Here is a 25,067-nt window from a genome sequence, read left to right on the forward strand (position 1 = left end):
TTCTGATAACGAAAGTTAGTAGAGAAATTCTAAATGTTAATATCGTACATATAATTGGGGAGGGTACAAAAAATGAAGAGAAAAAAGATGAAAAAATTGACAGCGGTCGTAGCACCAGTTTTAGTAATGAGTATGGCATTAACAGCTTGCTCTGGATCAGGAGATAAAGAGAAGGCAAGCACAACACCAAAAAGTGGTGAAAAAGAAGGCGGAAAGCTAGCGGCGAAGCAAGTGCTTAATTTAACAGAGTCTCAAGAGATTCCATCTATGGACTCTGCTAAAGCGACAGACCAAGTATCGTTTCTAGCTTTAAACAACGTAATGGAAGGTTTATATCGACTTGATAAAGATAATAAAGCAACACCAGGAGTTGCTGAATCATATAAAAAGAGTGATGATGGTAAAAAGTATACATTTACATTAAATAAAAATGCAAAATGGTCAAATGGAGAGCCTGTAACAGCGAAAGATTTCGTGTTTGCTTGGAAACGTGCGGTAGATAAAAATACAGCAGCAGAATATGCATACATTATGTTTGATTTGAAAAATGCACAAGCGATTAATGAAGGAAAAGCTGAACTAGATACGTTAGGAGTAAAAGCTGTAGATGACTATACGTTAGAAGTAGAATTAGAAAATCCAGTTCCTTACTTTGTAGAATTAACTTCATTTGGAACATTTTATCCATTAAACGAGAAATTTGTAAAAGAAAAAGGTGAAAAGTACGGTTTAGAATCAGATACGACGTTATACAACGGACCGTTTACATTGACAGACTGGAAACATGAAGAAGGTTGGAAGTTAAAGAAAAATGCACAATATTGGGATAATAAAACAGTGAAGTTAGATGAAATCAACTTTAACGTAGTAAAAGATAGTGGTACACGTGTTAACTTATATGAAAGTGGACAAATCGATCGTTCAGGACTTACATCTGAATTTGTTGACAAATATAAATCAAACCCCGACTTCTTTACACAAAAAACACCGTCAACGTACTTCTTACGCTTAAACCAAAAACGTGGTGGGCAAGATACAGTGTTAAAGAGCAAAGATCTACGTTTAGCGATTGCAAAAGCGTATGATAAAAAAGGCTTAACGAACGTTATTTTAAATGACGGATCTACACCGGCAGATTACTTAGTACCAAAAGAATTTGCTAAGAGCCCAGATGGAAAAGACTTCCGTAAAGAAAATGGAGATATTTTAAAAACAGATGTGAAAAAAGCAAAAGAGCATTGGGAAAAAGCGAAAAAAGAACTTGGAAAAGATGCAATTACAGTAGAACTATTAAACTATGATGGTGATGGTGCGAAAAAAGTAGGAGAATTCTTAAAAGGAGAACTTGAGAAAAACTTACCAGGTTTAACAGTGAATTTGAAAAACCAACCATTTAAACAAAAGTTAAAATTAGAATCAGATCTAGATTATGATTTATCTTACGCTGGTTGGGGACCTGACTACTTAGATCCAATGACATTCATTGATATGTTTGTTACAAATGGCCCTCATAACCAAACAGGATATTCAAATCCTAAATATGATGAAATTGTACAAAAAGGTAAAGGTGAGCTATTAACGAAAACGAAAGAGCGTTGGGATAGCTTACTGAAAGCGGAGAAAATGTTATTGGAAGATGCAGCAATTGCACCATTATATCAACGTGGTGATGCTATCGTTCAAAGACAGAAAGTAAAAGGTATTGTTCACCATCCAGTTGGTGGAGACTACAGCTATAAATGGGCATATATTACAGAGGATAAGTAAGATGGGGGGCGTACAATACGCCCCTTTTTCTATGCACTTTTCTTCCGTGCTCGAATATATAAAATAAAAAAGGGAGAATCCCATGAAGCGAAACACATACATCGATTTCCTAGCTTATTACGGAATAGGAAGTGCTCATCCTGGTGGTTTTACGTTAACAAAACAATTGTTAGCACAACTGCCTTTTAAATATGGAGCGAATGTCCTTGAAATAGGTTGCGGTACGGGAAAAACAGCGGCATATATGACAAGGGAATTTGGTTATAAAGTAACAACTGTTGAAAAGAATGAAATTATGATTCAAAAGGCAAAAGATAGATGGTTGTTTGAAGGGTTAGATATACAATTAATTGAAGGAAGTGTAGAGCATTTACCGTGTTTGAATAACTCATTTGAGTTCGTACTTGGAGAATCAATCATCGCTTTTACAGACAAAGAAAGGGTTATCTCGGAGTGTTATCGTGTATTACAGCAGGACGGTAAGCTTGTTGTCATTGAAATGATTATTGATAGGCACATTGATAAGGGTGAGGAAGAAAAAATCGCCCAATTATATGGCATGAAAGAACTATTAACTGAGAAGGAGTGGGTACAATTATTTCAGAAAGCAAATTTTAAAAGAATTACAATTGCGGGTGGTGGCACGATTGCAGAAACAATCTCTGGCTATGTAGAAGAGCCAGAATGGAATGTATCCTCACATATTCCGAATGAGTTATATGAGGCGTGGATACAGCATGAAAATGTACGGCTTATGTACCAACACATTTTAGGGCATCGTATTTTTATATGTGAAAAATAAAGAAAAAGAGTTGGCTAAAGGTAGCCAACTCTTTACTATGTTAAATGAAAAATAATGCAGCTAATGTAATTCCGAAGATGAAACCAAATCCGAGTTCAACACCCCAGCCACAACCGCCGCCTCCCCAGCCGCCGCAACCACAACTACTACAACCACGACCACCACATCCGCAGCTGCTGAATCCACCACCGCATCCGAATCCACAACTATCACACCTGCTAAGGCCTCCACAAAGGTCACAACCACCGTTTGCATAAGCGTCGTAGTATCCGAACCCTGAATCAAAAGATGAGCGCTGTTGCACCGGTTCGATCCATACAGAGTTTTGTGTCACATCGATTATTTTACCTAAATGTATACGGCCATCACGGTCTTCAATCCGAACAACTTTTCCGAAATAACGTTGGCATGTATCATAACATTTTTGTCTATGCATATTCTTTCCTCCTTCCGCATTACAGTAATACGATATGTAAGGGGGACAAGTGCGGCTTGTACGAATGCCCTATCTATCATAATTGTTATAGGAAAGGGGAAATATAAGAAGAGGATATATAAGGAGGAAAAGGCATGAAATCTACAGATCAGTTTCAGACATACGAAGTACCATGGAAAGATTTTATTGAAGCGTTACGAGAGGAAATGAAGAAGCAAGTAGGGACAGATATTATTGATACAGTAGTTTGCAATTTAGAAGATGGTTTTGAAGTGTATACATATGTGCAGGGGGATTTAGATTTTGAATATAAGGAAGCGCTTGAGAGAAAATACGGAAGTGATGCGAAGACACCTAATGTGTTAACGATAATGTTATTAGCTAGTATTTATAATACAAGTGAAGAGAATATACGCTTGCATGCGGATAATAAAGAGAATCCGATTGTTGAAGTGTATGTAAAGCAATGAAACACGCTGTGGAAGGCGTGTTTTTTATTTGTATGATAAAATGTTAGAAAATTGAGAAAGAAGGTGAAGGATTGGGAATTAAACATCTTAATTTAACAGTTACAGATGTAACAGCAGCTAGAGAGTTTTTAGAGAAGTATTTTGGTCTAATTTGTAGTGGAACAAGGGGAAATGGCTTTGCAGTTATGCGTGATAATGATGGATTTATACTAACTTTAATGAAAGGAAAAGAAGTTCAGTATCCAAGAACATTTCACGTAGGATTTCCACAAGAAAGTGAAGAACAAGTAGATAAGATAAATCAAAGATTGAAGGAAGATGGATTTTTGGTCGAGCCTCCTAAGCATGTCCATGCGTATACGTTTTATGTTGAAGCACCTGGTGGATTTACAATAGAAGTGATGTGTTAAGTCAAAAATCAAACTTTTTGTTATGTGTTTTTAAAATAAAAAGTAGGAAAAGTCTGTTTTAAGTGTGGAGCTTAAACAGGCTTTTTTACTTATAGTATCGGATAGAAAACGCTAGAAGGAATAATATTCAGTTCTTATAACTGTTTACATAATAAAATTATGCTGGGTTCGTTGTCCTAAAATACAAGTCATATATCTTGTTTCCTCTCATAAATTTAAACATAGGAATTTGTCTACAAAGGTGGCGAAGCCTCATCATGAAAATCCGAATTTGTGCCACGTTCATGTTGTTTCTATTTATATGTTTACCTTTATCAGCTTTTGCAAAAGGAGAGGAGGCAAAGGAAAGGGTCGTTTCACTTGTATATGACGATTCGGGCAGCATGAGAAATAACGATCGCTGGAAATATGCCAATTATGCTTTGCAAAGTTTAGTTGCGCTATTGGATGAAAAAGATAAATTTTCTTACGTTCCAATGAGTAAGCCGAATGAGCCATTAAACATTTCGTTAACGAAGGATAAAAGGCAAACAGAAATTGAGGGAATTGGAGCATGGAAAACGTATTTAAATACTCCATTTAGCGCGGTAGAAACGGCGATGCAATCTATAAAAAAGGAAGCAGATATAGATGGAAAACGTGAATTTTGGCTTATTGTATTAACTGACGGGGCATTTAATGATTTAGAGAAAGATAAGGTTGGCGGAAAAGAACAAATTTTGCAGAAATTAGCCCAGTTTAAGAAAGAAATGGATGCAAAAAAGATATCGTTACATCCAGTCTTAATTACGATGGAAGAAGATTTAGGACAACAAGAAAAAGAACAACTAAATACGTTCAAGGAAATATGGAAGAAAGAGATAAATGGTGTTACGATGCCGTCAAGCGGAGAAGATGGCATTGTAAAAAGTGTAAATCAAGTGGCAGCATTAGTTGCAAATCGTGATCCATTCTCCTCTGTTGAATCGATTGTAAAAACGAAAGTAGTGGGGAAAAGAGTAGAGATTACAACACCGTTTCCATTAAAGCGTATGACGCTTGTACGACAATCGCCTTCTCTGCCCGATTATCAGGTCACACAAATTTCTAAACCATTACAATTGCAATCTTCTTTTTCCATACATGCACCAGGAGAAGCAAAATTGTTCGGAAATATAGTTCATATAAGTACGGAAAATGAGGAAGTTATTAAACCAGGAACTTATACGATAGAAGTGGACCAGGACATTGAGAAAGAAGGACTACAAGTACTAGTTGAACCAGCGCTTAATTATACGGTTTCTACTTATGACAAAGATGATAGTAGTCAAAAAAATGTAGAGAAAATGTACGAAGGTGTTACTGCTGTTATTGAAGCAAAGCCTACGGAGTTGCCAGTTCAGTCTTCTTACTTTCAGGCAGAAGTAGAAATAGACGGAAAACAATATGCAATGAAGTGGGATGATAAGAGGCATGTGTTTTATTACGAAACGAAGCTTGGTAAAGGGTTAGTACGCGGGAAAGTTCATATGAATATAAAGGGGTTTTATAGACAGACGAAAGAATTTAAAATTGAAACAGCTGAGAAACCGAAATTATCACTTCAAACTGTTACAAAAGATTATGAAGAAAAAGTGACAAATTTAGAGAATAGTAAACCATTTGTTTTACAACCACAGTTAGATGGCAAGTCAATGACAGAAGAAGCTGTAAAAAAACTATTAAAATCTACTGGTGTCACATCTAAACAATCAATCAATTATGAAATAAAGCAACATGGAAATCAAATCTATGTTTATCCTCGTCCCTATTACTCCGACACATTTAATTTTACAGATACCGGCACCGTAGAAGCTACCATCGTAATGCAGGATTCAAAATTACAAGAAGTAAAGAAGAACATAACATTCCATATTCAAGATGCTCCGTTTTATGAAAAATATGCGCTTATTTTTAAGTTTGTCATTCCTATCACTTTATTACTGCTAGTAGTAGGAATCATTGTTTTAGGATGGATTGTTCGGCCAAGATTTCACCGGAAAGCACTACTGTATTATGAATGGGATCAAGAGGTAGCGAAAGATTGGCTATATCAATCTGAGCCAGAATTACTTCGAAATAAATGGTGGAACCATTATTTTGGTATCCCATTTAGAGCAGAAAGAAAAACTGTGCAATCCGTTACATTTATAGCGAAGAAAGGCTCGAAATCTGTCTTTGTAGCGAAAGAATCACAAGTAGTTGGAATGATTATTGATGGAATGTTTATAACAGAGGATGAAGTAGGAATGGAACATAAGACACTATATCCAAATGAACTTTTACTAATTGATAGAGGATATGGTAAAGAGATTTACAAGTACGAATGTGAATAGTAGGTAGGGATAAGAAGGGGATGGAGTATGGATTCTCTTTCCCTTTTTTCAAACAAGCAAGAATAGGAAGGTGGTTCACATGACATTACAAGTTCCAACAATATTAATTGGTTTAGGTGGAATCGGTAGTACTGTGACGCATCAAATATATGAAAAACTGCCTGAAGAGCGCCGAAAAAAGGTAGCAATGCACGTATTTGATACAGATGTGAATACATTAAGTAAATTTGATCATATTCGAAAGTTTAAGACACAAACAAGTTCTAGTAAAACGCCTAGGGAGTATATTGCGGGAGATCCAACGATCCCAGAGTGGTTTCCGATGGATCCGACTATACTTGATAAGCCATTAACAGAAGGAGCAGGACAGTTACGCGTCATTTCACGTTTAGCGTTACGTGCTGCGATGAAAGAAGATAAATTAACGTCCTTTTGGCAAGAAATTGAGAAAATTTTTCCGGTTACAAGTGATCAAACAGAATATGGTGTGCGTGTCATTATAGTAACATCACTAGCAGGCGGAACAGGTTCGGGGATGTTTCTGCAAATTGCATTATATTTACGTGAAATGCTTCGGAAGAAATTGCAGCATCATAACATTTTAATACGCGGTGCGTTTTTAATGCCGGATGTTTTAGTAAAGACGAGAACAGTTAGTGCGAAAGAGTTTGAAACGGTGCAAGCGAACGGCTATGCATCGTTAAAAGAATTACATGCTATTACGCTCGGTTCTACTGGAGAATTATCAAAACGCGGCGGTGTAACAATTGAATTAGAGTATCGCCCTGATCAAGTAGATGAAGACGGAAGAACGAATCATACAATTAAACAACATCATTTACCGTACAATTATTGTTTCTTATACGATTATGAAAACCTACATGGACACCATTTACACAATTTATCAGATTATATGGAACAGATGGCAAATACAATTTATTTACAGTTATTTAGCCCGATGTCCACAAGTCATTTTGCACAGGAAGACAATCAAATTCAGCAATTAGCAGAATCAAGCGGAAAAGGGCGATATTGCGGGGCAGGAACGGCAAAACTCATTTATCCATATGAACATGTGTTAAAATATTGTGCTTTAAAATGGGCGGTGCAAGGTTTAGATGAGTCTTGGCTTCATTTAGATCAACTGTTTCAAGAGAAGAAGCAAAGATACGATCAAGATGTAAAACGTGGGATGCAACGTGAAAAGCCGGAGAGAGGTAAAAGTTATTTAGAGGACTTGGAACATCTTGCTACCCGTCCAGAGCAAGCTCATATTTTCTATAGACAAATGTACAATGAAACACGTGAAGGAGCAGAGGGTGGTAAGCTCGGAGTTGCGAAATCAAAACTGTTTTTAGAAGCTGTAGAAAGTTATGTACAACGAACGGTGCAAAAAGATGAGGAATTAAATCGTCTGCAACATGAGTGTAAAATTTCAGCTGCGAAACTGAAAATGATGGAACAAATGAAAGGTGAAGTGGCAAGAGTGGATCATGCGGTTCGTTTATATGCGTATGCGATTCCGAGCCGTGTACATGAACATGTAACGACACTTTTATATGACATGATTGAATCAGACCGCTTTTCACCAAGTGGTTCTGAAGGGCAGTCCTATCAATTAAATACATGGTTTTTAAAGAAAACAGATCCAGTTCACCCAGTAGCAGCACGTTTTATGTTATATGAAATTCGAAAACAGTTAGTAGAAAAAATGAATCGATTACATGAAAATAATGAACAAAAGCGAAATGTAATTCAAAACTACGATAAAAAATTTAATGTGGGTAATATCGATGGAACGGTAACGGCTGTACGCCGAGTAGAAATTGCTCAACAACAAGGCTGGTTTGGAAAAATGATTAATAATCAGCAACGTTTATTCAAAAGAGAATTTGAAGACATCATAACGCAATATGTACACAAATTAAATGAATATCGAAAAGAAATGCTATTAGAACTTGTATATCAATCGCTATATCAAGCAGTTAATAAAATGATTCAATATTGGGAAAGATTTTTTGATAATTTACATGAAACACGTGAAAATTTACTGTTTGAAATCCAAAAGCGCAGTAAGGAATTTGAAGGGAAAACAAACCCGACGAATGTATATGTATTAGCTGAGGAACAGCTGCAAGAAAAGATATGGCAAGATATGCAGCAACATTTAAATTTAGGTGTACTACCGAAAGATATATCAGCGGAAATTTATATGAGTTTGTACGGGGAATATTGTCGTGATGCGAAAACAGAAGAGATTCAGTCGAAAAAGGTAGAGGATTTCTACCGAGAACATATACTGAGCTATTGTTATGACGAACTGCAAGTACGCTATCGTGATAAATTAGAACTGAATATCATTGAAGCGTTGCGAAAAGAAGCAGATTATAAGAAACGTGATCGCGATGAATACGTTCGTGAAAAAATTGAAGACCTGTTCCATTTAGCGAGTCCATTCGTTCCGAAAGTTGCTCATCATAGGGAATTACAATATTGGGGTATACATCCTTCTTTAAAGAAAGAGCTGCAAGAGGAATTAATTCAAGAAATGTTTAAAGAAAAAGATACAGTACATGAAGCCTTTTCGCCATTTGAAGTAATCTGTTATCGAGCGCATTACGGCTTATCGCTGCAAGATTTTCCTAAATTATCATCAGGACATATTTCAAACGGATTTATGAATGATAAAGGTGACTATTTCCAATCGTATTATCGCCGTGTAAATAAATTAAATAGTAAAAAATCTAGTTTAACGCCGCATTTAGATAAGTATTGGCACTTACCAGCCTTTATGCCAGATTTAAACGCGACTCAAACAAAATTAGATTATGATAAATGTAATCGTGCATTACTATACGCATATATGTATCGCTGGATTAGTTTAGTTGCTGTTGATGGACAATTTGTGTATCAATATAACGGTGTAGGACGTAGCTTTTTAATTCAGTCGATGGGGAAAAATATTTCAAGCGAAAGTTATAAATTACACAGAGCATTGCTTCATAATCCGTTTATTTATGAAAACATCTTGTCACGATTTGAAGAAGAGCAAGAAAAGGCGATGATACAAGGTGGACATTTATATACACATCCGTTCGTATTAGGAGCCCAAGATGTAAGATGGCTTAGAAAAGAACATGTCCACAATCTTTTAGATATGATTTTAATGTATGACCGTGAAGCGAAGTATGATCCGACATTAGAAGAAACATCAGATGAATTATTAAGACTATTCCTCGATGAAATCGAGTTGTATTTCCAGAACTATTACGGTACAGGTGCCGATATGGTGGCAAAGAAAGAGAAAGAAATGTTTATTAAACAATTGTGGGATCGTTCGTATGCGAAAGGATATGTAGATCCAAATAGTGCTCCTTATAAAAAGTGGCAAAATTTATTAAGCGTTCATGATGAAGAGGAAACGTCAAAAACGAATGTATAATGAAAGAATAGGGAATCCTTAAAAGTGGCAATACAACTTTAGAAAAGAGGGATTCCGATGCCGTTTTTAGGAAGTGTATATCAAATATTTGGATTGTATCCAGAAATTTATTATGGAATGATTTCAGCTGAACTTGCAGAGCAGCAAAGATTGGAAGAAGTGGAAAACGAAGAACAAGAGACAGAAGTGTAACTGTATAAGAAGTTTCAAAATAATAATGATAACACGCTATTTACTCTTTAAATGTATAAGAGCAAGTAGCGTGTTTTTTACTATTTAATAATCCCGTTTTCTAAAATTTTAATAGTAGGAGTTACTTTCACATTAGCTTTTGAAAAGGCACTCGGCCAATCATCTTCGACTTGTTTCCATTCTTTATATTGAAACGCTCTCGCATAATCACCAAATCCGAATGGATCAAGTTGCTGTTTTTGAATGTTGTGGATTAAATCGTTCAAATCTTTGTTTAGTTGTTTTGTAATAAGAGAAGTTAATTTCTTTCTATCTTTGTCTATATCCATATTGAATGTAAGTTCAGAGACAGCAATTTTCAAATCCATTTTAACATGAAATTTGAAGTGGTTATCGCTATAATCTGTATGGATATCACGATCCATGCTAAGAACATTTATTGTTACGAAATCGCCGCCATCGGTATCTTTTAAATCACTATTACTTTCAACTGAAGTAGAAGGGATTTTCAATGTAAGCGAAACCGGTGTATTCGCTTTCTTTTGTAACAAAAGAAGAAGGGCGCTTTCATAACGATTTAATGACATTTTATAAATTCCGCGAGAAGTTAATAGCGCGGAACCGGTAACGATAACATCCTTTTTACCTTTTTTTATTTCTGAAATAGCAGGTGTTATACCTTTATTAAACGTTTGCCTGTGAAATTCATGGAATGTCGTAAAAACGGTCCGATTGTACAGTTTGTTCGTATTAATTAAATCTGTTAAATACTCGGGAAGGGCAGGCTTATCTTTAAAGTTATTATATATAACTGAAGAAATTGGACCGTCTACTGCAACCATGCGCATGTTTCCAGTGTTTTTAGGATCACGATACCAAACATCAAGGTAAGGCATAGCCCCTTCTTGTTTTAAAAAATTTGTGCTAAATAAAATGAGCTGTAACTTTTCTGTAGATACTAAACCGCCACTTGAACTATTAAACGTTGCTTTTGCTTCTCGAGGTGTACGTACTTTCGCTTCATGTGTTTCGTACTTTTTTTCTACGTCTTCATTAAAAATAGGATTTACGTGGTACACAATTAATTTTCCTTTTGCTTTTGCGTCAAAGCCGTAAATTAATGAAATCGATTGTTTTTCTAAGTCGAGTCGATCTCCACAGCCTGTTAAAAAGGTTATGAGAAAGTAAAGTATAGTGAAATGAATAAAGCCCCTCATTTAAACTCTTCTCCTTTTCCAATGCTGATAAAGTGTCATGTATAAGAGAAATACGACTGGGAATAGAAAAACGATAAAATAACTTGCAGTTCCCCAAAATTCTCGCAACGCACTTATTTGATAAGAGGAAGGGATATAAAAGAACAGAATGAAAGTACAACCGAATAATAAAAACCAAATAGGTAATGAACTCCCTTTTTTGTTAAGTAATTGATTGATTCCATCTGAAGCAGTAAAAATATAAGGAATGCAAGAATCAAAAATGATAAAGAGATAAAATGACAAAAAGATAATTTCAAATCGTTCCAGAAAAGAAAAGTGAAATGGTGTAACGAGAGAAAGGGTAGGCCATAAAAACTTAGTTATACCATCTGGGCTAAAATAAAGGAAAGAAACGAACGTCACTTGCAGGTAAACGAATAAAGTAATCATATTTGCAATAACAATCCCTTTTTTTGCAGATGATTTATTACTGAGGTAAGGATAAAGGACGAATGCAAACTCAAATCCGAGAAAGGCAATAATAGTTGATTTTACTGTGTTGAAAACTGGTATCCATCCTTCTTTAAGGAGAGGAAGAAGATAGATCCAATGCCCATCTTTAAGTGGGATAAATAATAGTAATGGCATCCAGAGTGTAAATAAGACAGTAAAAACAGCATAGCGGCTAATAATAAGAACACCTTTACATGCGAGCATTACCATTGGAATAGATAATAGCATCATGATTAAAAACATTGGAGATCTAGGCAAAATCCAAATGTGAATAACGTATAAGAGGGAAAAAATTAAAGAAACCGCTGCAAGAACAGCATATAAAATCCAAAAAATCATTCCTACTCTTCCTAACCATTTTCCAAGATAACGAGTTAGCACATCAAGTAAATGGTAACCAGGATGCTTCTCCATGATTTTTACAATACATAGACTGACTAAAGTAGTGATAGCGCATCCTATAATAATAGACATCCAGCCATCTGTATTCGCCCCTTGGGCCACTTCACGTGGCAGTGTAAGTACACCGAATCCTACTTGAACACCACTAATCGTTAAAATGTATTGAAATAAACTAATCTCCCTCTTTACACGCTTTGTCACTTATCTTCCTCCTTTTCTTCTATATCCGGTTGTCGATTTTCTTGTTTTAAGTTAAGGGATAGTGGTCGTTTCTTCATTAGTTTCCATGGCAAACGCACAAGAACGTCTTTTAAATCCGTAGCAAATGATGGAGAAAAAGGACTACCGTAAGGAACACCAAGTGAGTCCATAGAAAGAATATGGATGATGATAACTGACATTCCAACCATAATTCCAATGACTCCGAATAAAGAAGCGATTATCATCATTGGAAAGCGAAGAATCCGAACTCCTGCTGACATTTCCAGATTGGGAATGATAAAAGAAGCGACTGCGGTAATAGATACGACGATAACCATAACATTACTTACGATTCCTGCTTGAACTGCAGCTTGTCCAATGACAATCCCTCCTACGACGCCAATTGTTTGTCCGACGGGACCGGGAAGTCGAACTGCAGCTTCGCGTAGCATTTCAAGTACTAATTCCATCAAAAGTGCTTCTAATATAGGCGGAAAAGGAATTTTGGCTCGAGATTCTCCAATTGTTAACAATAATTTAAGTGGAATTACTTCATAATGAAAGGAAATCATAGCAATATAAAGAGCAGGAGCAAATATTGCAATAAATAGTCCAGTGAAACGAAGGAGTCGTATAAAAGATGGAATCATAGGTCTGAAGCTGTAATCATCTATCGTCTGAAAAAAGGATGAAAAGGTCATAGGTCCTATTAATACGCCTGGTGAGCGATCTACAATAACGGCAATTCGCCCATCTAGAATATGATGTGCTGTTGTGTCAGGACGTTCAGTTATTGATAATTGTGGAAAGAGAGTAAAGGAATTATCTTCAACAAATCCTTCTAATTCACCAGTAGTAAGAATCGCATCAACTTTTACTGACTCGATACGGGATGCCATTTCTTTTACGACATTTTCGTTCGCAACATCTGCTAGATAAAGCAAAAAAACCTTTGAAGTAGCTCGTTCACCAACAGTGAATTCCTTCACTTTCAATTCGCGATTTGGAATATATCGACGAATAAGTGCAAGGCTGTCGCTCGCTACTTCATTAAATCCTTCGTGTGAGCTTTTTATGGAGCTCTCTGTTGTAGGTTCTTCAATACTCCTTTTTGGTGCCGCTTGCGTATCAAGCTCTAAAGCAGATAGTTGCCCGTTTATAAATAAAATACTTTTGCCGTGTAAAAGAGATTGTTCAATATCTGTCCACTGTTGAACTTTTTTTATATTTCCGATAGAAACAGAAGCTTCCCAAAAATCGTCTTCATTCCACTCTTTAAATAAGAGAGGACGAAGAATGTTTACGTTAATAACAGTTTTGTCTACAAGTCCTTCCATATATATAAGTGCAGCTTCCTGTCCGTTTTTTAATGGAAAAGTGCGTGTTATTAATTCTGGAATACCGCTAAACAGTTTGGACAAGTGCTTTAAATTAAGGGAAAGGGAAGAAGAGATAGATTTATTTAATGCGTAATCAGCTTGCTCTTGGGTAGAAAAAGATTTTTCACCACGCATCCATTTATTAAAAGACCCCATTTGTTCGCTTACTCCTTGTTATGTTTTATATGGGTTATTATGGATAGTTACAAGCTGACATATGCGTAGTTTAAATTTTATATTGTATATTTTTAACTTTAACGCTATAATTATAGTGTTAAAGATGGAATCGTGATATGACCTGTTATGACTCTATCGTTTTATTTATGAATAAATGGATTGGTATTTTAGCAAGATGTGCTAATAAACTACTCCACCATGATAATAACGTGCCGAAATGTGGTGCGTATATTTTCGTGGTGGAGTTTTTTTATTCTCAAAAAGGGGGAAAGACCATGAATAACAACATGGTTCATATTACAATTGACGGAAAAAAGTATACAGCGGAGCCCGGTTCAACGATATTGGGTGTTATTAATGAGAACGGGATTGAACATCCGCAAATTTGTTATGTGCCAGAAGTAGATCCTATTCAAACATGTGACACTTGTATTGTAGAAGTTGACGGAAAGTTAATGCGTTCTTGTTCGACGATAGCAACGGAAGGTATGAGCATTGAACGTGCTTCTGTTCGCGCAAAAGAAGCACAAACAGAGGCGATGGATCGGTTACTAGAAAATCATTTATTATACTGTACAGTATGTGACAACAACAATGGGAACTGTAAACTGCATAATACAGCAGAATTAATGGAAATTGAACATCAAAAATATCCTTATGAACCGAAAGTAGATGTAAGTGAAGTTGATATGACGCATCCGTTTTATCGCTATGACCCTAATCAATGTATTGCATGCGGTCAATGCGTTGAGGTGTGTCAAAACTTACAAGTAAATGAAACGTTATCGATAGACTGGGAAGCGGAACGCCCACGAGTTATTTGGGATGAAGGAGTAAATATTAATGATTCTTCATGCGTTAGCTGTGGTCAATGTGTAACGATTTGCCCTTGTAATGCTTTAATGGAGAAATCGATGCTCGGTGAAGCTGGATTTATGACAGGATTAAAGCCAGACATTCTTGAACCGATGGTCGACCTTATTAAAGAAGTAGAACCAGGATATAGCGGGATTTTTGCGATTTCAGAAGTAGAAGCATCTATGCGTGAGACTCGTACGAAAAAAACGAAAACAGTATGTACATTTTGTGGTGTAGGTTGTTCGTTTGAAGTGTGGACGAAGGGGCGTAAAATCCTTAAAGTACAGCCATCTTCAGATGCGCCAGTTAACGCAATTTCGACTTGTGTAAAAGGGAAATTTGGATGGGATTTCGTAAATTCTAAAGAGCGAATTACAAAACCTTTAATTCGTAAAAATGGAACGTTTGTTGAATCTACATGGGAAGAAGCACTGAATGTAGTTGCAAATAAATTAGGCGCTATTAAAGAAGAGTACGGCAAAGGTTCTATCGGATTTATTTCTTCCTCTAAAATTACAAATGAAGACAATTATGTAATTCAAAAATTAGCTCGACAAGTATTTGGAACGAATAATATTGATAATTGCTCACGTTATTGCCAATCACCAGCAACGGATGGTTTATTCCGTACAATTGGTATGGGCGGTGATGCCGGAACGATTAAAGATATTGCACAATCTGGTCTTGTTATTATTGTAGGATGTAATCCGACAGAAGGTCATCCTGTTTTAGCTACACGTATTAAACGTGCACATAAATTACACGGACAAAAGTTAATTGTAGCGGATCTTCGTAAAACAGAAATGGCAGAGCGATCAGATGTCTTTATTAGTCCAAAACAAGGAACAGATCAAGTATGGTTAATGGCTGTTACAAAATATATGATTGATCGAGGTTGGCATGATCAAGAATTTATTAATGAGAATGTAAACTTCTTTGAAGATTTCAAAGAGAGCCTAGAAGAATATACACTTGCATATGCAGAAGAAGTAACAGGTATTTCAAAAGAAACACTTATTCAAATGGCTGAAATGATTCGTGATGCGGATGGTACATGTATCCTTTGGGGTATGGGGGTAACGCAAAATACAGGTGGCTCTGATACTTCCGCTGCAATTTCAAACTTACTTCTTGCAACAGGGAACTATCGTCGTCCAGGAGCAGGTGCATACCCACTTCGAGGTCACAATAACGTACAAGGTGCTTGTGATATGGGTACTTTACCAGGATGGCTTCCAGGATATCAGCACGTTACTAACGAAATGGAACGTGCGAAATTTGAAACTGCTTACGGAGTGAAAATTGATAGTGAACCAGGTCTTAATAATATTGAAATGCTTCATGCAATTGACGAAGGAAAAATGAAAGCAATGTATCTTGTCGGAGAAGATATGGCTCTTGTAGATTCTAATGCAAATCATGTACATGAAGTGTTGTCGAGCCTTGATTTCTTCGTTGTGCAAGATGTTTTCCTTTCTAAAACTGCTCAATATGCAGATGTTGTATTACCAGCAGCGCCATCTCTTGAGAAAGAAGGTAGTTTCACAAATACAGAGCGCCGTGTCCAAAGATTATATCAAGTTCTTCCTACGCTAGGAGATGCGAAACCAGACTGGTGGATCGTCCAGGAGGTTGCGAATAAACTAGGGGCAAACTGGAATTATAGCCACCCAAGTGAAATCTTTGCTGAAATGGCAAGTTTATCACCATTATTCTCGCAAGCGAACTATGAAGTTCTTGAAGGATGGAACAGTTTCCATTGGGGAAGTTTTGATGGAACAAATACACCACTTCTGTTCCAAGATGGATTTAACTTCCCAGATAAAAAAGCTCGTTTTGCGATTGCTGACTGGGTACGTCCAGCTGAATTTCCAGCCGAGTTTGACCTTCACATTAACAACGGTCGTATGCTTGAGCATTTCCATGAAGGGAATATGACAAATAAATCAACAGGTATTCAAACGAAAGTACCTGGTGTTTTCGTTGAAATCTCTCCAGACCTTGCAAAAGAACGTGGCGTAAAAACAGGTTCGTTAGTTCGTCTTGTCTCTCCTTTTGGAGCATTAAAATTACGTGCACTCGTTACGGATCGTGTAAAAGCGAATGAGTTATATTTACCGATGAACTCTACAGATAACGAAACGGCAATTAATTTCTTAACAGGCCCCGCTGTGGACGTACGTACGAATACACCTGCGTATAAACAAACGAAAGTACGTATGGAAGTGTTAGAAGTTGATGGCGAAAATCCGATGCCAAAAGCGAACCCACGCAATAAAAAACGTCACCCTCAAGCTGGAATTGAGGTACATCGTAAGTGGGCACGTCCAGGGTATGTGCATTTAACGGATAAGTAGGAGGAGAAAACTATGGCTGCACCTATAAAAATGATTCAAAAACAAGAATTAACTGAGGAAGAAATAAAACAGCAAAAATTAGATGATTTAAAGGAGCTTTTAACTAATAATGAAGAAGCTCTAAATCAGATGTTTAATATAGTAGGGGAATTAAATGACATTGGAATGCTAGAAGCTGCAAATTCTATGCTGAAAGCGAAAGAACCAATTGCAAAGATCGTTCTAGGTCAAGTAACTCGTGAGCCTGTTACAAATTTAATTAATAATATGATGGGTGCTGCAGGGGCGTTAACTGAACTTGACCCAGAACTTACGAAAAAGCTTATAGGTAGTTTATTAGTCGGGCTAGAAGAAGGTAATGAACATCTAGAAAGTAATAAAAAAGTAGGGGTATTCGATCTTATGAAAGTATTGAAAGACCCAGATATTAACCGTGCTATCGGGTTTGGGCTTCATTTCTTAAAAGGTATGGGGAAAGGGTTAAAAGACGAATAAACTTCATGAAGTGAACCTTTCCGCCTAAATATTTGTACGAAATAGTTTGGGCGGAAGGCTCATTTTGGTAAAATATATAATAAAGTAAAATGAGGCTTTTGGGAGGTATAATTGTATGTCAAAAAAAGTACATGAATTTAATGATATGATACGAAAACTTCGAAAAGAACTTTTCGGAAAAGGACCAGAACGAATTCATACTGTTTTTGCAGAAAATATGGCTATAGCGACTCTTTATGGAAACTTAACACCTACTGAAAAATTTATTTCAAGTACGATGGACGGTGCGGAAATGGTCCATATGGCTAGAACGAAAATGATTCAAGAGGTGTATGCTGCGAATTCCCGTGAACATTTGGAGGAACTTGTTGGAGCAAAATTAGTGAATTTGTTTTCAGATATGAAAGTAGAAGAAGATATTGCAGTTTCGGTATTTGTTTTCGATAAAAATATAACGTGAGAGAAGGATACTGATCGTGAAACCGATACAGGTAGAAAGAGAAATCTTTCGTTATGAACAAGGGGCGTTTAAGCATATAGAGGACAGCATTGTAACAGAGTTTCCTGTCACCATTAAAATGAACGGACAGGAGTTTGTTACAATGGTTAGTACTCCAGAATATATAGAAGATATGGTAATAGGATTCTTAGCGTCTGAAGGAGTCATTCGAAAGTATGAAGATATTGATAGTGTATGGGTGCAGGAGAAAGAAGGATTTGTACATGTAACAACGACAAAAGTAAATCCGTATTATGAACAAATGCAAAATAAACGATATATTACGTCTTGTTGCGGTATGAGTAGGCAAGGGTTTGTTTTTGCCAATGATGCACTAAGTGCAAAAAAAATGCAGGGTGTCCATGTACAGGTTGCGGCAGAGGATTGTTTTCGGTTAATGAAAGAAATGCAGCAATCTGCGGATACGTTTCATCATACTGGTGGGGTTCATAATGCAGCTTTATGTGATGTGAATGGTATTATTTTAAGCCGAATGGATATTGGTAGGCATAATGCACTAGACAAAATTTACGGTTATTGTTTAAGAAACGATATTTCTATAAAAGATAAAATCATTGTTTTTAGTGGTCGTATTTCTTCGGAAATATTATTGAAAGTTGCAAAAATCGGTTGTGAAATTATACTATCAAAATCAGCTCCAACTGAGTTAGCTTTGCAACTAGCGGAAGATTTAGGTATTACGACAATAGGATTTATTCGTAATCACTCCTTAAATGTGTATACCCATCCAGAACGTGTTTTAAATATAAAATAAAAGTGAGGCAATGAAGATGAAATCAGTTACATTAGACAAGTTGCAACGTCCGTTAAAGGATTTACGTATTTCAGTTACTGATCGCTGTAATTTTCGCTGTCGATATTGTATGCCAGAAGAAATATTTGGTCCTGATTACTCGTTTTTGTCTAATGATAAAATTTTATCTTTTGATGAAATTGAAAGGATAACACGTATTTTCGTTTCTTTAGGTGTGAGAAAATTACGGATTACAGGCGGAGAACCGTTACTTCGAAGAGGGCTTCCAAAGCTTATTGAGCGCCTTAATAAAATTGATGGTGTAGAAGATATCGGTTTAACAACCAATGGATCGTTACTTAAAAAGTTTGCTCCTGATTTATATAAGGCGGGTTTATCACGTGTGACAGTTAGTTTAGATTCCTTAGAAGAAGAGCGGTTTTTCTATTTAAATGGTAATAGGAGCAAAGTGCAAAGGGTTCTGGAAGGAATACAGGCTGCAGCTGAAGTTGGAATGAAAATTAAAATAAACATGGTCGTTCAAAAGGGAAAAAACGAACAGGACATTTTGCAGATGGCGCAATACTTTAAGGAAAATAAGCATATTCTTCGTTTTATTGAGTATATGGACGTTGGAAATTATAATGGTTGGGATTTAAAAGAAGTCATTTCTAAACAAGAAATAGTAGATACGATTCATCAAGTTATGCCGTTAGAACGGATAGAAGCAAATTATTCTGGTGAAGTGGCTACTAGGTATCGTTATATAGGAAGTGATGAGGAAATAGGTATTATTTCATCAGTAACAGATTCTTTTTGCTCATCATGTACGAGAGCTCGTATTTCTGCAGAAGGAAAATTATATACTTGCTTATTTGCTTCTAAAGGAAATGATTTAAGAGAATTGCTTCGTTCTGAACATACAGATGAGGACATTACAGATGTAGTACGCGATATATGGAATAATAGGGAAGATCGTTATTCAGATGAACGCTTAAATCATACAAATAAGAAAACAATACCTAAAATTGAAATGTCACATATCGGTGGTTAATATATAGCTAGCTTCATAGTGAAAAAATGGAAAATTTACAAGAGTTGTGGATTTTCTATTTTATAGTAAAAGTGATGATTGATATCTCTGTAAAAGATGTGCAGAGAAATTAAGCAGCATTCAAAAACCTTTATTTTGAGGAGGTTTTTTGAAGCTGCTTTTTTATTTGGAGAAAATGGAGGAATGGGTAATGGCATTTCATAAGCCGGAACAAATTGCTGAGCTTGTCATTGAGGCCGGTGTTCAAAAAGTAAGACAGACATTGCCAGCGATGCTTATTCTCGGTTTTTTAGGAGGAGCGTTTATTGCGATAGGTTTTTTACTTAACATTCGAGTTTTAGGGAATTTACCTGAGCGCTGGGGAAGTCTAGTGAATGTTTTAGGAGGAGCAGTATTTCCTATTGGACTCATGCTCGTAGTATTAGCAGGAGGAGAATTAATTACGGGAAATATGATGTCACTGTCTATGGCGCTTTATGCAAAGAAAATTACATTGATAAGTGTACTGAATAACTGGGTTTGGATTACTCTCATGAATTTTATTGGGGCAATTTTCGTTGCGTATTGCTTTGGGCATCTTGGCGGATTAACAGAGGGAGAGTATTTAAATAAAACGGTAGCGATAGCGGAAGGGAAGTTACATGAATCATTTGGGAGAACTTTAATTTTAGCAATTGGTTGTAATTGGCTCGTCTGTCTTGCTCTTTGGCTTGCTTATGGGACGAGTGATTTTGTCGGGAAAATCATCGGAATTTGGATTCCAATTATGGCATTTGTAGTGATTGGATTTCAGCAAGTAGTAGCAAATATGTTTGTCATTTCCGCTGTTATTTTTGCTGGTCATCTAACGTGGATGGATTTGGCTAAAAATTTTGTTCCTGTTTTTATCGGAAATGTAATTGGAGGAGCTGGGTTTGTTGGTTTTGCTTACTTTGCTTGTTATCAGAAACAACATTCTAATATGAAATAGAGTTCTTGAGAGGAAGGGTATGTAATGGCTGATCGGTATTCACGACAACAGTTGTTCAAACCAATTGGGAGTAAAGGACAAGAAAAAATTCGAAATAAACATGTGTTAATTGTAGGGGCAGGCGCATTAGGAAGTGCAAGTGCCGAAAGTTTCGTACGTGCAGGTGTTGGCAAGTTGACGATTATTGATCGTGACTACGTTGAATGGAGTAATTTACAAAGGCAACAATTGTACTCTGAACAAAATGCGAGAGAGAAAATGCCGAAAGCAATTGCTGCAAAAAATCGGTTAGAACAAATTAATTCGGAAGTACAAATACATGCTTTCGTAATGGATGCAACTTCAGAAAATATGGAAGGTCTATTAAAAAATGTAGATGTAATCATTGATGCAACAGATAATTTTGATATTCGATTTGTAATAAATGATTTATCACAAAAACATAATATTCCTTGGGTATATGGTTCTTGCGTTGGATCGTATGGTATGAGTTATACAATTATTCCGCAAGTGACACCGTGTTTACATTGTATGCTGAAAAATATTCCTGTTACAGGTGTGACATGTGATACCGCTGGAATTATTAGCCCGACTGTTCAAATCGTCGCAGCATATCAAGTGGCAGAAGCACTCAAAATTTTAGTGGAAGATTTCTCAGCAATTAGAAAAACATTTTTCATGTTTGATATATGGAGTAATCAAAATCATTTTATAAAATTAGGGAAAATAAAAACAGACGCTTGTCTCTCATGCGGTTTGAATCGAACTTATCCTTATTTATCATACGAAAATCAAACGAAAGCAGCTGTTTTATGCGGAAGAAATACAGTTCAAATTAGAACAGTAGACAATAGGAAATACAATTTTGATGATATAGAAAAAGTATTACAAAAACTGGGGAAAGTAGATCGGAATCCGTATTTACTATCTTGCCAATTCGATGATTACCGCGTGGTTGTTTTTCGAGATGGTCGTGTTTTTATTCATGGTACAAATGATATTTCGAAAGCGAAACAACTATATTATCGCGTATTCGGTTAATAGAGAGGGTGTCAACAATGGAAAGAAGAGTGCCAATTACGGTTGAAGAAGCTGTTCGTAAAGTGATGGGATTTGCTGATAAAGGCTTAAAGGAGCTATTACCAATTGAATTAGCTTATGGACGTATATTAGCAGAGGATTTAGTAGCTGACCATGATGTACCGTCATTTAATCGTTCGCCATATGACGGATTTGCTATTCGAGCAGAAGATACTAATTTAGCAAGTTATGAAACGCCAATTGTATTTGAAGTAGTGGGTGAAATTGGTGCAGGATCGCTATTCCATGAGAAAGTAGCTCCGTTTCAAGCAGTTCGAATTATGACGGGAGCACAAATTCCGAATGGGTGTGATGCGGTTGTTATGTTAGAGCTGACTCGTCAATATGAGAAGAATGGCAACAATTATATGGAAGTGAAGCGATCATTCAAAAAGGGCGACAATATTTCTTTTCAAGGTGAAGATGCTCGTAAAGGAACGGTTCTTGCAAAGAAAGGATCTTACATTAATCCAGGTATTTCAGCTCTTCTTGCTACATTCGGTTATAGTGAAGTACCAGTTGCGAGAAAGCCTGTAATTGGACTGTTAGCGACTGGGAGTGAATTACTGGATGTCAATGATTCATTACAGCCAGGGAAAATCCGAAACAGTAATACGTACATGATATTGTCTCAAATTCGAAGAGCGGGCGGAAGAGTAAAATATTTTGGGAAGTTTAGTGATGATTTTAATACGTGTTTTACAGCTGTGAAAGAAGCGCTTGGCCAAGTAGATATGTTAATTACAACGGGCGGTGTATCAGTAGGAGATTATGATTATTTACCAGCTATTTACGAAAAGTTAGGTGCATCTGTTCTTTTTAATAAAGTTGCAATGCGACCAGGAAGTGTTACGACTGTAGCACAATTAAATGGCAAGTTATTATTTGGTTTATCAGGAAATCCATCAGCTTGTTACGTAGGGTTTGAATTATTCGTAAGACCGTGTATTCGGACGTATATGTTTAGTGAAAAAGTACATTTAAAAAGAGAAAAAGCGTTATTAGGAGAAGATTTTCTAAAACCGAATCCATTTACAAGATTTGTACGAGCAAAATTGCAATATGATGAGGGGAAATTAATCGCTTATCCATCAGGGTTTGATAAATCTAGCTCAGTTTCTTCATTGGCAAAATCCAACGCGTTTATCGTATTGCCGGGCGGGACAAGAGGATATAAAAAAGATATGTTTGTCGATGTTCTTTTATTAGAAGATAACGAAGGTAGTGAATGGCCTTGGACATTTCATAAAGTGAGAGGTGGTTTTAATGGAACAAGTGCTATTTGAGATTGTAGATAATCCGATTTTAGTTGAAGAAGTAACGAATAAAGTCGCAAGAAGAGAAGCAGGTGCGATTACAACATTTATTGGTACGGTGAGAGAATTAACAAAAGGAAAACGAACGCTACATTTAGAGTATGAAGCATATAAACCGATGGCAGTAAAACAACTTATGAGAATTGGAGAAGAAATTTGTGAAAGATGGCCGGATACAAAAGTAGCAATTACGCACCGTGTAGGGCGGCTAGAAATAATGGATATTGCGGTAGTCATTGCAGTTTCATCACCGCATCGTAAAGTAGCTTATGAAGCGAATGAGTACGCGATTGAACGTATAAAACGAATTGTTCCAATTTGGAAAAAAGAATTTTGGGAAGATGGAACGATGTGGATTGGAGATCAACTTGAAAATACACCATATCCAGAAGGAAAACCAAAGAAGGAAGAATGAGAAAATGATTATAATTTTATTGTTTGCAAATTTGCGTGAGGAAGTTGGATCGGATCGATTAGTGATTTCAGAAAAGCAAGAAATGACAGTGCAACAATTAAAAGAATGGCTTAAAGCCAGCTATTGTTTACAATCGTTGGATAAAGTGATGGTCGCTGTTAACGAAGAGTTTGTAATGAATGAAGAGATGATAAAAGCTGGAGATATAGTCGCATTAATCCCGCCTGTTAGCGGTGGATGATAAGCTTTTTCACCAGATGAAGCGCCAAGAAAATGTTGTATATAAATTAGAATAAGAGAAGGGATGAGTTCTATGCTTACTCAAGAACAAATAATGAATGCATTAAAACATGTAGAGGATCCAGAGTTACACAAAAGTGTTGTAGAATTAAATATGGTTAGAAATATACAAATGAACGGAACAGAGGTTAAACTTGAAGTAGTACTAACAATCCAAGGTTGTCCGTTAAAAGCAAAAATTCAACAAGATATTGAAGAATCACTTCACGCAATTGGTGCCTCTAAAGTGGAGGTAACATTTGGTTCTATGACACAAGAAGAACGTACAGCTTTAACAGAGAAATTAAAGAAAAATACTAGAACAGAAACTGGTATGCCGAGCATGCTTCGCTCGGATTCAGGAGTACGTTTTATTACTGTAACGAGCGGAAAAGGTGGAGTTGGAAAATCAACGGTGACAATTAATCTTGCAACTGCACTAGCGCGTATGGGCAAAAAGGTGGGGATATTAGATGCAGATATATATGGTTTTAGTATTCCAGCTATGATGGAAACGAATAAGAAACCAACGATGATTGATCAAACGGCAATTCCAGTCATTAGTCACGGTGTTAAAATCATGTCGATGGGATTTTTTACAGAAGGAAATAACCCAGTTATGTGGCGCGGACCGATGCTAAATAAATGGATTCAAAATTTTCTTGCGAATACGCACTGGGGAGAATTAGATTATTTATTACTTGATTTACCACCAGGTACAGGAGATGTTGCGATCGATGTTGCAGCGATGATTTCGCAAGCGAAAGAAATAATTGTTACAACTCCGCACAATGTAGCTTCATTCGTTGCTTCAAGAGTCGGTGTAATGGCAAAACATACGAAGCATGAGATTTTAGGTATTGTGGAAAATATGGCTTATTATGAAGAACAAGATGGATCGAAAAATTATCTCTTCGGAAAAGGCGGCGGCGAAATGCTTGCAGAACAATTGCAAACAGAAGTAATTGCTCAAATACCTTTTGCGAAACGTGAAGAAAATAATGGTTCATCTGTATATGATGAAGATTCTCTTGTTGGAGAAGTGTTTACATCGTTAGCTGAGGATATTATTTATAGAGGATAGAGGGGGAAGTTTAGTATGGCATGTAAGATTGATCATTCTATTGAAGATGTGATGAATAAGCTTGAAAGTCAAAAGAGTTTTTTATCAGAAGAGATTTTTAAAGGGTTAAAAAATTTTTTACAAGGTAATCACTCACAAGAAATATTAAATGATGTATTTCAT

The 25,067-nt window shown here is 36.4% G+C and carries 22 protein-coding genes; 18 read left to right on the plus strand and 4 right to left on the minus strand.

Annotation, left to right across the window (positions count from 1 at the left end):
- The first annotated feature begins 72 nt into the window (after positions 1–72).
- Both ACQGS6_RS09095 and ACQGS6_RS09100 read left to right on the plus strand, forming a co-directional pair.
- On the plus strand, positions 73–1,767 hold the full coding sequence (locus ACQGS6_RS09095) for a peptide ABC transporter substrate-binding protein (protein WP_000823447.1): 1,695 nt from the start codon (positions 73–75) through the stop codon (positions 1,765–1,767).
- A gap of 82 nt (positions 1,768–1,849) precedes the next feature.
- Positions 1,850–2,569, plus strand: coding sequence for a class I SAM-dependent methyltransferase (locus tag ACQGS6_RS09100; protein ID WP_000828252.1), 720 nt, complete (start codon positions 1,850–1,852; stop codon positions 2,567–2,569).
- A 40-nt stretch (positions 2,570–2,609) separates the two neighbouring features.
- Here ACQGS6_RS09100 and ACQGS6_RS09105 read toward each other — a convergent pair whose 3' ends face one another.
- Positions 2,610–3,005 (minus strand): hypothetical protein, encoded by a 396-nt coding sequence (locus ACQGS6_RS09105; RefSeq protein WP_000554977.1) that lies wholly within the window; start codon positions 3,003–3,005, stop codon positions 2,610–2,612.
- 134 nt (positions 3,006–3,139) lie between these two features.
- Here ACQGS6_RS09105 and ACQGS6_RS09110 point away from each other — a divergent pair, with 134 nt between their 5' ends.
- From ACQGS6_RS09110 to ACQGS6_RS09130, 5 genes are all read left to right on the plus strand, one after another.
- Positions 3,140–3,475 carry a hypothetical protein gene (locus ACQGS6_RS09110; RefSeq protein WP_000842914.1) on the plus strand — a complete coding sequence of 112 codons (336 nt, stop codon included), beginning with the start codon at positions 3,140–3,142 and terminating at the stop codon, positions 3,473–3,475.
- A gap of 71 nt (positions 3,476–3,546) precedes the next feature.
- Positions 3,547–3,885 (plus strand): VOC family protein, encoded by a 339-nt coding sequence (locus tag ACQGS6_RS09115; protein ID WP_000511521.1) that lies wholly within the window; start codon positions 3,547–3,549, stop codon positions 3,883–3,885.
- 257 nt (positions 3,886–4,142) lie between these two features.
- Positions 4,143–6,239 carry a vWA domain-containing protein gene (locus ACQGS6_RS09120; protein WP_074624864.1) on the plus strand — a complete coding sequence of 699 codons (2,097 nt, stop codon included), beginning with the start codon at positions 4,143–4,145 and terminating at the stop codon, positions 6,237–6,239.
- 79 nt (positions 6,240–6,318) lie between these two features.
- On the plus strand, positions 6,319–9,681 hold the full coding sequence (locus ACQGS6_RS09125) for a tubulin-like doman-containing protein (RefSeq protein WP_074624865.1): 3,363 nt from the start codon (positions 6,319–6,321) through the stop codon (positions 9,679–9,681).
- Between the two features lie 57 nt (positions 9,682–9,738).
- Positions 9,739–9,873 (plus strand): hypothetical protein, encoded by a 135-nt coding sequence (locus tag ACQGS6_RS09130; protein WP_001116177.1) that lies wholly within the window; start codon positions 9,739–9,741, stop codon positions 9,871–9,873.
- A gap of 80 nt (positions 9,874–9,953) precedes the next feature.
- Here ACQGS6_RS09130 and gerSC read toward each other — a convergent pair whose 3' ends face one another.
- The 3 genes from gerSC to ACQGS6_RS09145 are packed head-to-tail and all read right to left on the minus strand — an operon-like array spanning position 9,954 to position 13,723.
- Positions 9,954–11,090, minus strand: a complete 1,137-nt coding sequence (gene gerSC / locus ACQGS6_RS09135) for a spore germination protein GerSC (RefSeq protein WP_025966555.1) — start codon at positions 11,088–11,090, stop codon at positions 9,954–9,956.
- Positions 11,091–12,188: an endospore germination permease gene (locus ACQGS6_RS09140; RefSeq protein WP_000167066.1), complete on the minus strand. Its 1,098-nt coding sequence runs from the start codon at positions 12,186–12,188 to the stop codon at positions 11,091–11,093.
- On the minus strand, positions 12,185–13,723 hold the full coding sequence (locus ACQGS6_RS09145; RefSeq protein ID WP_000534528.1) for a spore germination protein: 1,539 nt from the start codon (positions 13,721–13,723) through the stop codon (positions 12,185–12,187). Before ACQGS6_RS09145 ends, ACQGS6_RS09140 begins: the two co-directional genes overlap by 4 nt.
- A 296-nt stretch (positions 13,724–14,019) precedes the next feature.
- On the opposite strand from ACQGS6_RS09145, the gene fdhF reads away from it, so the two are divergent.
- The 11 genes from fdhF (at position 14,020) to ACQGS6_RS09200 (ending at position 24,905) form a co-directional block, all read left to right on the plus strand.
- Positions 14,020–16,959, plus strand: a complete 2,940-nt coding sequence (fdhF, locus tag ACQGS6_RS09150; protein ID WP_001063641.1) for a formate dehydrogenase subunit alpha — start codon at positions 14,020–14,022, stop codon at positions 16,957–16,959.
- A 12-nt stretch (positions 16,960–16,971) separates the two neighbouring features.
- Entirely contained in the window at positions 16,972–17,454 is a 483-nt protein-coding gene (locus ACQGS6_RS09155; protein WP_000729897.1) for a DUF1641 domain-containing protein, read from the plus strand.
- Positions 17,455–17,569: 115 nt separating this feature from the next.
- Entirely contained in the window at positions 17,570–17,914 is a 345-nt protein-coding gene (locus tag ACQGS6_RS09160; protein WP_000039582.1) for a DUF2294 domain-containing protein, read from the plus strand.
- A 16-nt stretch (positions 17,915–17,930) separates the two neighbouring features.
- On the plus strand, positions 17,931–18,728 hold the full coding sequence (fdhD, locus tag ACQGS6_RS09165) for a formate dehydrogenase accessory sulfurtransferase FdhD (RefSeq protein WP_025966554.1): 798 nt from the start codon (positions 17,931–17,933) through the stop codon (positions 18,726–18,728).
- A 16-nt stretch (positions 18,729–18,744) separates the two neighbouring features.
- Positions 18,745–19,761 (plus strand): GTP 3',8-cyclase MoaA, encoded by a 1,017-nt coding sequence (gene moaA / locus ACQGS6_RS09170; RefSeq protein WP_000844120.1) that lies wholly within the window; start codon positions 18,745–18,747, stop codon positions 19,759–19,761.
- A 190-nt stretch (positions 19,762–19,951) separates the two neighbouring features.
- Positions 19,952–20,731 carry a formate/nitrite transporter family protein gene (locus tag ACQGS6_RS09175; RefSeq protein ID WP_009326633.1) on the plus strand — a complete coding sequence of 260 codons (780 nt, stop codon included), beginning with the start codon at positions 19,952–19,954 and terminating at the stop codon, positions 20,729–20,731.
- Between the two features lie 24 nt (positions 20,732–20,755).
- A complete protein-coding gene (locus ACQGS6_RS09180; RefSeq protein WP_242784986.1) occupies positions 20,756–21,772 on the plus strand; it encodes a molybdopterin-synthase adenylyltransferase MoeB in 1,017 nt (338 codons plus the stop codon).
- A gap of 17 nt (positions 21,773–21,789) precedes the next feature.
- Positions 21,790–23,097: a molybdopterin molybdotransferase MoeA gene (locus ACQGS6_RS09185; RefSeq protein WP_000442196.1), complete on the plus strand. Its 1,308-nt coding sequence runs from the start codon at positions 21,790–21,792 to the stop codon at positions 23,095–23,097.
- Entirely contained in the window at positions 23,078–23,542 is a 465-nt protein-coding gene (gene moaE / locus ACQGS6_RS09190) for a molybdopterin synthase catalytic subunit MoaE (RefSeq protein ID WP_000438664.1), read from the plus strand. Before ACQGS6_RS09185 ends, moaE begins: the two co-directional genes overlap by 20 nt.
- Before the next feature lie 4 nt (positions 23,543–23,546).
- The gene (gene moaD / locus ACQGS6_RS09195; protein WP_000583943.1) at positions 23,547–23,783 is read left to right on the plus strand and encodes a molybdopterin converting factor subunit 1; all 237 of its coding nucleotides are present in this window, start codon (positions 23,547–23,549) and stop codon (positions 23,781–23,783) included.
- A 72-nt stretch (positions 23,784–23,855) separates the two neighbouring features.
- A complete protein-coding gene (locus ACQGS6_RS09200; protein WP_000957513.1) occupies positions 23,856–24,905 on the plus strand; it encodes a P-loop NTPase in 1,050 nt (349 codons plus the stop codon).
- Positions 24,906–25,067: the final 162 nt, after the last annotated feature.

Source organism: Bacillus sp. GMs2/2 (assembly GCF_050172095.1).
Lineage (GTDB): Bacteria > Bacillota > Bacilli > Bacillales > Bacillaceae_G > Bacillus_A > Bacillus_A cereus.

Excerpts from the sequence above, each read along its gene's own strand:
- ACQGS6_RS09095 (WP_000823447.1), top strand. The coding sequence starts at position 73 with ATGAAGAGAAAAAAGATGAAAAAATTGACAGCGGTCGTAGCACCAGTT.
- ACQGS6_RS09100 (WP_000828252.1), top strand. The coding sequence starts at position 1,850 with ATGAAGCGAAACACATACATCGATTTCCTAGCTTATTACGGAATAGGA.
- ACQGS6_RS09105 (WP_000554977.1), bottom strand. The coding sequence starts at position 3,005 with ATGCATAGACAAAAATGTTATGATACATGCCAACGTTATTTCGGAAAA.
- ACQGS6_RS09110 (WP_000842914.1), top strand. The coding sequence starts at position 3,140 with ATGAAATCTACAGATCAGTTTCAGACATACGAAGTACCATGGAAAGAT.
- ACQGS6_RS09120 (WP_074624864.1), top strand. The coding sequence starts at position 4,143 with ATGAAAATCCGAATTTGTGCCACGTTCATGTTGTTTCTATTTATATGT.
- ACQGS6_RS09125 (WP_074624865.1), top strand. The coding sequence starts at position 6,319 with ATGACATTACAAGTTCCAACAATATTAATTGGTTTAGGTGGAATCGGT.
- ACQGS6_RS09130 (WP_001116177.1), top strand. The coding sequence starts at position 9,739 with ATGCCGTTTTTAGGAAGTGTATATCAAATATTTGGATTGTATCCAGAA.
- gerSC (WP_025966555.1), bottom strand. The coding sequence starts at position 11,090 with ATGAGGGGCTTTATTCATTTCACTATACTTTACTTTCTCATAACCTTT.
- ACQGS6_RS09145 (WP_000534528.1), bottom strand. The coding sequence starts at position 13,723 with ATGGGGTCTTTTAATAAATGGATGCGTGGTGAAAAATCTTTTTCTACC.
- fdhF (WP_001063641.1), top strand. The coding sequence starts at position 14,020 with ATGAATAACAACATGGTTCATATTACAATTGACGGAAAAAAGTATACA.
- ACQGS6_RS09155 (WP_000729897.1), top strand. The coding sequence starts at position 16,972 with ATGGCTGCACCTATAAAAATGATTCAAAAACAAGAATTAACTGAGGAA.
- ACQGS6_RS09160 (WP_000039582.1), top strand. The coding sequence starts at position 17,570 with ATGTCAAAAAAAGTACATGAATTTAATGATATGATACGAAAACTTCGA.
- moaA (WP_000844120.1), top strand. The coding sequence starts at position 18,745 with ATGAAATCAGTTACATTAGACAAGTTGCAACGTCCGTTAAAGGATTTA.
- ACQGS6_RS09175 (WP_009326633.1), top strand. The coding sequence starts at position 19,952 with ATGGCATTTCATAAGCCGGAACAAATTGCTGAGCTTGTCATTGAGGCC.
- ACQGS6_RS09180 (WP_242784986.1), top strand. The coding sequence starts at position 20,756 with ATGGCTGATCGGTATTCACGACAACAGTTGTTCAAACCAATTGGGAGT.
- ACQGS6_RS09185 (WP_000442196.1), top strand. The coding sequence starts at position 21,790 with ATGGAAAGAAGAGTGCCAATTACGGTTGAAGAAGCTGTTCGTAAAGTG.
- moaE (WP_000438664.1), top strand. The coding sequence starts at position 23,078 with ATGGAACAAGTGCTATTTGAGATTGTAGATAATCCGATTTTAGTTGAA.
- moaD (WP_000583943.1), top strand. The coding sequence starts at position 23,547 with ATGATTATAATTTTATTGTTTGCAAATTTGCGTGAGGAAGTTGGATCG.
- ACQGS6_RS09200 (WP_000957513.1), top strand. The coding sequence starts at position 23,856 with ATGCTTACTCAAGAACAAATAATGAATGCATTAAAACATGTAGAGGAT.